This window comes from Dankookia sp. GCM10030260 (genome assembly GCF_042666655.1).
Taxonomy (GTDB): Bacteria; Pseudomonadota; Alphaproteobacteria; order Acetobacterales; family Acetobacteraceae; genus Paracraurococcus.
The window spans coordinates 1-8,128 of sequence record NZ_JBHTDE010000048.1 but is presented as its reverse complement, the minus strand read 5'-3'; the positions used below and the strand labels follow the sequence as shown (position 1 = coordinate 8,128).

The 8,128-nt window shown below is 63.8% G+C and carries 8 protein-coding genes and 1 pseudogene; 6 read left to right on the top strand and 3 right to left on the bottom strand.

What is annotated here, in order from left to right; genetic code table 11:
- On the bottom strand, nucleotides 1–84 hold an 84-nt coding region (locus tag ACFQS7_RS30380), incomplete at its 3' end, for an MHYT domain-containing protein (protein ID WP_380070889.1).
- A 30-nt stretch (nucleotides 85–114) separates the two neighbouring features.
- Nucleotides 115–396: pseudogene (locus ACFQS7_RS30375) on the bottom strand (MHYT domain-containing protein); the annotation flags it as partial.
- A gap of 110 nt (nucleotides 397–506) precedes the next feature.
- On the opposite strand from ACFQS7_RS30375, the gene ACFQS7_RS30370 reads away from it, so the two are divergent.
- Both ACFQS7_RS30370 and ACFQS7_RS30365 read left to right on the top strand, forming a co-directional pair.
- Nucleotides 507–1,409, top strand: a complete 903-nt coding sequence (locus ACFQS7_RS30370) for a hypothetical protein (RefSeq protein WP_380070887.1) — start codon at nucleotides 507–509, stop codon at nucleotides 1,407–1,409.
- Between the two features lie 82 nt (nucleotides 1,410–1,491).
- Nucleotides 1,492–1,728 (top strand): hypothetical protein, encoded by a 237-nt coding sequence (locus ACFQS7_RS30365; RefSeq protein WP_380070886.1) that lies wholly within the window; start codon nucleotides 1,492–1,494, stop codon nucleotides 1,726–1,728.
- A gap of 264 nt (nucleotides 1,729–1,992) precedes the next feature.
- Here the strand turns inward: ACFQS7_RS30365 and ACFQS7_RS30360 are convergent, their stop codons facing one another.
- Nucleotides 1,993–3,102 (bottom strand): patatin-like phospholipase family protein, encoded by a 1,110-nt coding sequence (locus ACFQS7_RS30360; RefSeq protein WP_380070885.1) that lies wholly within the window; start codon nucleotides 3,100–3,102, stop codon nucleotides 1,993–1,995.
- An 875-nt stretch (nucleotides 3,103–3,977) separates the two neighbouring features.
- Between ACFQS7_RS30360 and ACFQS7_RS30355 the strand changes: the two genes are divergently transcribed.
- From ACFQS7_RS30355 to ACFQS7_RS30340, 4 genes are all read left to right on the top strand, one after another.
- Complete coding sequence (locus ACFQS7_RS30355; protein ID WP_380070888.1) at nucleotides 3,978–4,718, top strand: patatin-like phospholipase family protein; 741 nt, start codon at nucleotides 3,978–3,980, stop codon at nucleotides 4,716–4,718.
- 199 nt (nucleotides 4,719–4,917) lie between these two features.
- Complete coding sequence (locus ACFQS7_RS30350) at nucleotides 4,918–5,448, top strand: transporter suffix domain-containing protein (RefSeq protein WP_380070884.1); 531 nt, start codon at nucleotides 4,918–4,920, stop codon at nucleotides 5,446–5,448.
- A gap of 142 nt (nucleotides 5,449–5,590) precedes the next feature.
- Nucleotides 5,591–6,694, top strand: a complete 1,104-nt coding sequence (locus ACFQS7_RS30345) for an HlyD family secretion protein (protein ID WP_380070883.1) — start codon at nucleotides 5,591–5,593, stop codon at nucleotides 6,692–6,694.
- 1 nt (nucleotide 6,695) lies between these two features.
- Entirely contained in the window at nucleotides 6,696–7,739 is a 1,044-nt protein-coding gene (locus tag ACFQS7_RS30340; protein WP_380070882.1) for an FUSC family protein, read from the top strand.
- The last annotated feature ends 389 nt before the right edge of the window (nucleotides 7,740–8,128 follow it).

Sequence of the window (8,128 nt, the reverse complement as noted above, 5' to 3'; positions counted from 1 at the left end):
CAGGAGAGGGTTGTATTCGACGCTGGCCGGCATGCGCATTGCGGCCATGCCAGTGTAGTGCATGGCCGCAATACCGAGCCCCATCAGCAGGCCGGCGAGACCGGTGCGGGCGGGACCCGCGCCGTAGCCGGTGATGGCGAAGCCAATCCCGGTGACGCCGACGGCGACGACGAGGGAAAGGAGGGTGAGCCCGGGGTCGTAGGCCATCGGCACGGGCAGCAGGAAGGCGAGCATGGCGACGAAGTGCATCGCCCAGACGCCACCCCCCATGGCCACTGCCGCGGTGGCCAGCCAGGCGCGCCGGGCCCACCCCGTGGCGTCGCCGACCCGACTGGCGAGGTCGAGGGCAGTGTAGGATGCGGCCACGGCGATCGCGACGGAGAGAACGACAAGAGTCGCGTCGTGCGTCCCGGAGAATAGCTGCTACTGCATTGCTCTCGTTGGTTGGTTGGCTTGTTGGTTCGAATCCGTTCTAACCTACCACGCCAGGGCTAGCACCAATACCGTTGACTTACGGCGATCGGAGGCCGGTTTCGGCGGGCAGTCTGCAGGAGGCGGATGCGCGGGCGCTCCTGGTAGCCCGGCGGGCCCGCAACGGCGCGCCCTTTGCCTCGGTCGAGGAGGCCGCTCTGCGAGCCGGGGTCGAGCGGCAGGCGCTCGAGGCGCTGGCCGGGGCGGACGCCTTTGCCGGCACCGGCGCCAGTCGCCGCCGAGCCGGCTGGGACGCCCGCGGCGTGGCGAACGGGCCGCAGGACTTGCCGCTCTTCGCCGTCGCTGCCGGCACCGAGGCGGCCGCCCTAGCGACGCAGGTGCCGCTGGTGCCGGAGCCTGCCGTCACCCTGCCAGACCAGACCGAGGGCGAGGTGGTGGCGGACGACTACCTGGCGACCGGCCTCATCCTCCGGCGTCACCCGCTGGCGCTGCTGCGGCCCCGGCTGGACGCGTTGGAGTGCGGTGATACTCGCCAGCTGAACGCCATGCGCGCCGGCACCAAGCTGCGGCTGCCCGGGCTGGTGCTGATCCGCCAGCGTCCCGGCTCGGCCAAAGGGGTGGTGTTCCTGACCGTCGAGGACGAGCACGGGGTGGCGAACCTCGTCGTCTTCGAGCGGATCGCCGCGCGCGACCGGGCGGCGCTGGTCTCGGGGCGCCTGCTGATCGCTGAGGGGCGGGTGGAGCGCGAGGTCGCGCAGGCCGAGGTGCCGATCACCCACCTCATCGTCGAGCGGCTGCTCGACCGCTCCGACCTGCTCAGCCGGCTGGCCGAGATCGACGGCAACACTGGCAACGGGGCCACCCAAGACCAGGATTGGACGGAGGAGGCGCTCGGTCGGGCCGACGAGGTCCGCCGCCCCGAGCCCGGCAGCCAGCGCCCGAAGCCGAAGCTGCCCGGCAGCCAGGACTTTCGCTGATGCCCGACTTGCCGAGCGCAGCGGCCTCGTTGATCGTCGCCGGGCAGCCCTCCCCTGGCCCGCAAGGAGGCTCGGTCACGCCATGTGCAACCTGTACAGCATCACCAAGGGCCAGCAGGCCATCCGCGAGTTCACCCGCGCCATGAGCGACCGGACCGGCAACCTGCCGCCGCTGCCCGGGGTCTTCCCGGACTATGCCGCGCCGATCGTCCGCAACCAGCCCGAGGGCCGCGAGCTGACGATGGCTCGCTGGGGCATGCCCTCGCCGGCGTTTGCTGGAGGGCAAGAAGTCCGACCCGGGCGTCACAATCGTTCCTAACGCGCAACAAAATAAGATCTCGTGAAAAGGGGGTGTTCATACCTTATGTCGATGTGGATACGGACAATCTGAAGGTCAGCAAGCCGCACTTCGATGCGTTCCGACTTCCTGAACATCATCTAAAGCTTGCGGGAACCTTCTCGTTCAATGTCAAATGAATGTGCCAGTCAGAAGAACGTGGATTGGCACACTCTTATCGGCGTCCCGCTGGTAGGAGGGTAGTTTATATCCGCTGCCGCGTGCGCTGATGGACGTCGGCCACCCTCAACTTGGCGGCCGCTTCACCCAGGCATCACCTTGCAACGCGCGCTGCCGACCGTACTCGAACAGCGGACGCATATAGGACTGCTCGAATGGCTTGTCGTATTCAACCGTGAAGTCGCGACCGATGAAGGCCAGATTGTAGTTTACACCGTCGCGTTCGGCAGCTGAATAGATCCGCCACACGTCGTTGTACCCCGCGGAAGAAATCATCGAGGCGACCGCCCGGCTGGCGATGCCCATCGTCCGCCGGTCGACCGAGGCCCATTCGGGATCGAGCCGGCCGTTGCGGATGACCCAGGCCCGCGCCGGCGCTACCGGCATGCCCTTCGCCCGCCGCTCCTTCCGATATTGCGACACGCTGGCGGGATAGAGGAAGACCTGCGCGAAGGCGCCGCCATCCACATGCAGCTCCTGGAACGGCTTGCCGTCCTGCGTCACGTCGAACAGCACCGGGGAGAAGGCGCCGGGAATGGCCGAGGAGGCCAGCAGGATGCGCCGGATCGTGTCCAGCGCCTTCGGATGGCCGCTCTTGGCGATGGCGCCGATGTTCCAGATCACCGGCATCTGCGCGTCGAGGTTCGAGGTGCCGATCAGCAGCAGCCGCCCGCCGTCATAGGCGCGGGCGATTTCGACCAGTAGCGGCTCGTCGATATAGCGGGAAATCGTGCCGAACAGCGGGGTGTTGTCAGCCATGCCATCATGCCAGATCGCCGCGGTGAAGTTGCGCTGCACGATGATATCAGCAAGCGTGATGTCGGTGTAGACACTCTTGAGCTTCGCATCCCAAGTGCTGCCGAGGAAGGCGAAGGGCGCGCTCAGCGCGCCGGTGCTGATGCCGGTCACCAGGAAGAACTCGGGGCGGCCGCCGCGCTCCGTCCAGCCGTTGAGCAGCCCAGCGCCGAAGGCCCCGTTCTCGCCCCCGCCCGAGATGCCGAGCAGGTCCAGCTCTGGCAGCGGCGCGGTTGCGGGTAAGCCGCGCGCGATTAGTTTGCGCTGGCCGGCGGCAACGAACTCCCGCTGCAGCCCCGCCTGGCCGGCCGCCTCGGTCGGGAAGAAGCGCTCGTTCGGCACGCCGAGCACCGTCGCGGTGCTGGCGCCGCCGCGCGGCACCGCGGGCAGCCGGGTGGGGAGGGAGCAGGCGGAGAGTGCCGCGGCAGCCGCCCCGCCGGCCGCGAGGGTGAGTAGCGAGCGGCGGGACGGCGAGAACGCCCGTCGTGGCATGTAGGAGTTGGACATCGGAGACCTCACGACAGATAGACACTTAGTCGGGTCCAACCCAACTCCACGTCTAAACGGATTTGCAGCAGGACGGCCTAATCGACGCTCCTCCCGAAGCGATCATGCGGTGCCACATGATCAAACGAAAGCCAATTCTCATTGGAAATGCGCCCACGAGTGCCATGGGAACGCCGCTATGTGTGAGCTAACTCGCTCAGTGCTACCTGTCCCGAATGACACATCGGCGCTGCAGTGATGCAAGGCGAACGTCCATAATCCAGCGTGCGTCGGCGCTTTAAGGCAAAGCCATACGCGTAGATTAGAAATTCCGGTCGGGCTCTTGCCTCGACTTTGGCCGGTCAAGTGTCATAGCGTGGGGTACAGGCAATACCCTCAAGCAGAGCTGAAGGGGGATTCGCCAGCCCGATTGACTGTCTGGACACAACGAAGCCCTGCTCACTCAGATCTAGTGCCTTACCGCGGCGAAGGCGTCGAGCAAGGTTGCGGAGCCGATGAATGCAGGCAGGGAGGCTGACCAAGATTAAATGCCGCAAGATGATGCGCCGTGCCAGGACCTGCCGCGATTGACGAGCGCCCGAACCAGGGCTCGTCGAGCCACATGTTATGGCTCAGCGCGAGAAGACCGCTGGACCGCGCAGTCACCTGCCGAGGAGGCGTACAACAGCTTCACCGTTGGCTTGCTCCGTGCGGTGAGCAGCAGCCATGTGGCGATCCGCCAAGGAAGCCCAAGCTCCATCTTGACGCAGATGGCGACGGGTATGGTGGCGAAGGTATTTCGTCCTCAATTCACCGACCTGCGTGCCTTGCTCGAGGCGCATATCGACTTCGCAGAACTGCGAAGCTGGGGTCCCAGCGAGCTCCGCCCGGTACTCCTGATCGGCGCAGTGAATGGGCTCAACGGCCATTTGGCACAGTTTACTTCAAGGGCCTCCGCGCTGCGCGTCGAGCACATCCTGGCCTCCTGCGCCGTGCCGAGCATCTTCCCCGCCGTCGAGTTTGACGGTGGTGCCTACTGGGACGGCCTCTTCTCCGACAATCCTCCGGTCAGCGAGTTGATCAGGGCGCGATGCGTGGGAGCCGAAAACATCCCCGACGAAATCTGGGTAATCAAAATCAACGCCACCGGTTCGAAAAACGTGCCGGGTTTACCTGATGCGATCGCGGACCGTCGCAATGAGTTGGTTGGTAATGCCTCGTTGTTTCAGCAGCTGCGCTCCATTGGCTTCATCAACGACCTGTTGCTGGCTGACGCGTTCCGCCCCGAGTTCCTACAAGGCTTTGACGTACAAGCGCCAATCGGCATTCCGAAATGCTACCGCGAGGAGCCCGACCGGCCCTACCACATTCCATGCATCGAGATGTCTGCTGGACTGCAGGAATCACTTGACCATGCCGGTAAACTCGACCGTAGCACGGCACTCGCTGCAAACCTCATGGCCGACGGCGAGCGGCAGGCTCGAGCTTTTCTCAAGCAGCGTGGACATTGATTATGCCTGCGAACGTCACCTTCACCGAAGCGGTCGCAATCAGTGATAAGCCTTTGACACACTAAGGCTCGACCGCCAACACAAAGCGGGCTCCAAACCACCGTCGGGCGACATACAGATACCCAGCTGCACCGCGCATCCGGGCGGTTTGATCGCCGACCGGGCGCAGCGAACTCTGACGCGAAAGAAGGCTTAATCGATGGCGAATGAAAGTGCGACAGAGACTGGGACAGGGTCCGTCGGCTGGCGGTTCAAGTTCGGGATCGCGCTGTTTGTGTTGGCATTTCTCCTCTGGCTGTTCATCCCACAGGCGGCGGTGACCGGCTTACCAGCCAGCAAGATAGCAGCCCTGACCGGCACGATTTTTATTACAAACAAGTTGCTGCTTCTCGCCGTCATCGGCGTCATGGGCAAAGCGGGTTTCCAACAGCTCAAAGGAATGCTTTTCGGGTACGCGGGTAAACTGGCACCCGACGCGATCGTCAGCAGCACACGCTACCGAATGGGCTTGGTCATGTTCTGCCTCCCCCTGATCTCGGGTTGGCTGGAACCCTACGTCGATACCCTTGCACCAGGCCTCCGGCCCAACCTATGGCAGCTTCAACTCCTCGGCGACCTAATGTTGGTCGCCAGTTTCTTTGTGCTCGGCGGCAATTTCTGGGCAAAGGTCCGCGCCCTGTTCGTCCGAACGGCAGTTGTCGCCGACCCAGGTGATGCCGCCCCAACCTGATGTGGGTTGGCAATGCCGATTGGTGAAGTTGGAACTGCGCACGCTCGCCGGCGGGCAATCTGAGGCGGGCCGTTCAGTCGCCTAATATGGCAGTGCTTCGGCAGCAACCTTTGCTACGCGCCTTGAATTGGAGGGGATCGGGATGACGGAGACATCAAGTCTCGAGGTAGATCGCGCGTCGTCGTCGCCTACACCCGGCTCGTCTCGCTCGATCGCGTTGATGGTTCTTGCTGCTTTTGTTCTGCTGTTCGCTGTGTCGATTGCCATGGAACGCAGTACGCCGTCCTCGTCGCAGTCCGTGGTGCAGGCCTATGTTGTGCAAATGGCGGCCGAGGTTCCGGGCCGTGTTTCGAGCGTCGCTGTCGCGGACAACGCTCCAGTCCGCACCGGAGAAGCGCTTTTCACAATCGACCCACAGCCATATCGCATTGCCGTCGAGGAGGCGGAGGCGCGGCTCTTGCGCATCGGTCAGGGCGTTGGGGCCAGTATGTCCGCCGTCGATGCCGCGCAGGCCCGTGTCATCGATGCCCGCGCTAACCGAGACAACATCCGTCAGCAGGCAGGGCGCGTGATGCAGCTGGTGCGGCGTGGCGTCTACCCGCCGGCGCGCTATGACGAAGCCAAGGCAGGTCTCGAACGCAGTGATGCGATGGTCGCGGCGGCTGAGGCGGAGTTGGAGAAAGCCCGTCAGGAACTCGGCCCTGTTGGCGACCGAAATCCGCAAATCCGCGAGGCTCTGGCATCGTTGGAACGGGCGCGTCTCGACGTCACGCGGACGACGGTAAACGCGCCTGCGGATGGCGTCGTGACAAACCTTCAACTCTCGCCGGGTCACTTCATCGGCGCCGGACAGGCCGCACTCACCTTTCTGGATGCCAGTACCATTTGGATTTCTGCGGCGTTCAAGGAGAACAGCTTGGAGCACATCCGCGGCGGCAATACCGCCGAGGTCGTCTTCGACACTCTCCCGGGCCGCGTGTTCGAGGCACGGGTCGAGAGTATCGGATGGGGGGTAGCGTCGGAAAGCACATCGAACGCGGGACTGCCGACGTTCCGGAATGACACTGGTTGGATCCGCGAGCCGCAACGCTTCGCTGTCCGGCTGGTCTTTGACGAAAGGCCGCCCCAAGGCGTGCGCTATGGCTCGCAAGCCAGTGTCGTCATCTATACGGGCAGCAACCCCGTCATGAATGCTATCGGCGCATTCTGGATCCGGCTCATCGCCATGCTCACCTACGCCAGCTGACATGGCTACCGTCCGCGCTGTGCCTGCCGCGCCGACAGCACCCGAAGCAGAGCGCGCTCGACAGCAGGCGCTCCGCATTGCCGTTGCCGTTGCCGGGGGCATGACCATGATGGTAGCGGCCGGCTCGATCACACCCTTCCTTGCGCCACTCTTCGCCGCCCAGTTCCTGGTGGCAAGCCGTAGCCCGCTCAAGGGAGCGCAAGCATTCGGCATGGCCATCCTGATCATCAGCGTTGGTCAGGGACTGGACCTGATGACCTCGCTCCTCGGCAGCCGTCCGGCGCTGTTCACAGCGATGCTTTGGCTTCTCTATCTCGGCTGCTTCTTCGCGCAGGCGACCGGGAAAGGCGGGCAGGCGCCTTTCCTCGTCCTGGTAATCGCCATCATGGTCCCGCTGATGAACATGCTGCACCAAGACCTCGGCGAGTCCATAAGTGTTCTTTTCGGCGTCGCCGTAGGGGGGGGTGCTCTGCTTGCCTGGGCTACTCACGCACTTTTCCCTGATCAAGGTGGCATGGCCGCGGCGCCGCCGATCTTACCCGTGCCTGTCGAGTTCGCCCTACTTCGCTCCGTCGCTAACGCGTCGATCCTCGTTGCCGCCGTTATCCTTTGCCTCGTGGACAGCCGTCTGTCGTCGGCGATTGTAATACCGGTGACAGTCGCTTCGATTCTTAATCAGCTGGATTTAGCCACAAGCCGCCGCGCCGCATTTGATCTGGTTCTGGTCAATATTTTGGGCGGGGTAGTGGCATCGTTCGTGTTCACCGTCTTGGATACTCGGCCAACCCTGCTCGGCCTGTTCCTTGCCGTGTTTGTCGTGGGACTCCTGTTTGGAAGTGGAGCAGCCACCGATCCGAAGTTCGGCAAAGCCTATGCGGGCGCGCTCACGACTTTTCTGATCCTGCTCGGGCTTGGCATCTCGCCCCTGCCGACGAGCACGCCGGAGTCATTCTCGACCAGGATTACCTACGTCTCCGCTGCGGTCCTATGTGCGCTCTGGGCCAGCCTACTCCTGTGGCCGAGAACGAGGCACCAGGGTCGGTGACGCCTTGGTGCGATGACGCACGTCGTAAGCGGCGTGTGCCACAACCGTGCTCGCGACACAGCCTCCCGAGGTAATACCGACGCCCTGAAGGAATGACTCAAGAGTGATGCCGTTGGCGGTTTTGCCTGTGATTCATCTTGTTGCATGGGTCGTTCGGTCAGGCGCGTTGGGGTAGGCTGGCGTAGAGGCGAGCCCTCGAGCAGTGAGGGATTCCGCCATGCCGTTCAAGGCCAACGCCGATCGCCGGCACCGCATCCCCAAAGTACCCATCCGCAGAGGGCCGCCTACCGGGATTAGTCTGAACCTGCCTTCTGATCTTACGGGCGTTCTTTCGAGCGCCGTTAAGGGCAGCGGGTGGGGTGCGGGATGGAGATCATCACCGGCGTCGA